Origin of the sequence: Burkholderia sp. E168m23, assembly GCF_016586125.1 — a bacterium.
Lineage (GTDB): Bacteria > Pseudomonadota > Gammaproteobacteria > Burkholderiales > Burkholderiaceae > Burkholderia > Burkholderia orbicola.
In genome coordinates this window covers 1-963 of record NZ_BCPP01001502.1, presented here as the reverse complement: position 1 = coordinate 963, position 963 = coordinate 1, and the positions used below count along the sequence as shown (strand labels likewise).

Here is a 963-nt window from a genome sequence, read left to right as displayed (position 1 = left end):
GACACCCCGCGCCCGACCGCCTGCCAGCCGACGATCAGATGATTGTCGCGCCGCGCGACGACGCGCACGAATCCGTCGGTCGCCTGCAACGTCATCGCCCGCCCGTTCGCGGCGAACGGAAACGACGCGCTCAGGCAATCGACGCCGGCCGCATGTGCATCGTCCGGCGACCAGCCGGCCGTCACGATCTCGGGATCGGTGAAGCACACGGCTGGAATCGACGCGGGCGTGAACTGGCGACGCCGGCCGGCGATCAGCTCGGCCACCATCTCCCCTTGCGCCATCGCGCGATGCGCGAGCATCGGCTCGCCCGCGACGTCGCCGATCGCCCACACGTTGCGCATCGACGTCCGGCAGGCGTCGTCGATCCGCAGCGCGCGGCCATTGCGATCGAGCATCAGCGTCTCGAGCCCGAATCCGTCGACGCGCGGCCTGCGGCCGACGGCAACCAGCACGCGATCGGCCGGCAGCGTCTGCTCGGCGCCGTCGGCCGCCCGCACGCGCACCGCGCCGTGCGCGTCCAGCCCGAGCACGGTGCGGCCGAGCCACAGCCGCACGCCGAGGCGCGCGAGCGAATCGGCCACCGGCCGCACGAGTTCGGCATCGTACGCAGGCAGCACGCGCTCGGCCGCCTCGACGACGCTGACGTCGACGCCGAGCTTGCGATAGACGATCCCGAGTTCGAGCCCGATATAGCCGGCCCCGACGACGACCAGCCGCTTCGGCAGCGTCGCGGGCGACAGCGCGTCGGTGGACGACACGACGTGCCCGCCGAACGGCATCGACGGCAGTTCGACCGGCTCGGAACCGGTTGCGAGCAACAGGTGCTCGCAACCGATCCGCACCGCATGGCCGCCGCTGACGACCTCGACGGTCTTGCCGTCGATCACGCGGGCTTCGCCGTGCAGCACGCGCACGCCGTTCTTCTTGAGCAGCGCGCCGACGCCGCGCGTCAGCCGGTCG

Annotated in this window: 1 protein-coding gene; it reads right to left on the bottom strand. The window is 72.2% G+C overall.

Features of this window, described 5'->3' with window-relative positions; genetic code table 11:
- The coding region (locus JMF90_RS38475) for an NAD(P)/FAD-dependent oxidoreductase (protein ID WP_201326482.1) at positions 1 to 963 on the bottom strand (963 nt) is incomplete at both ends.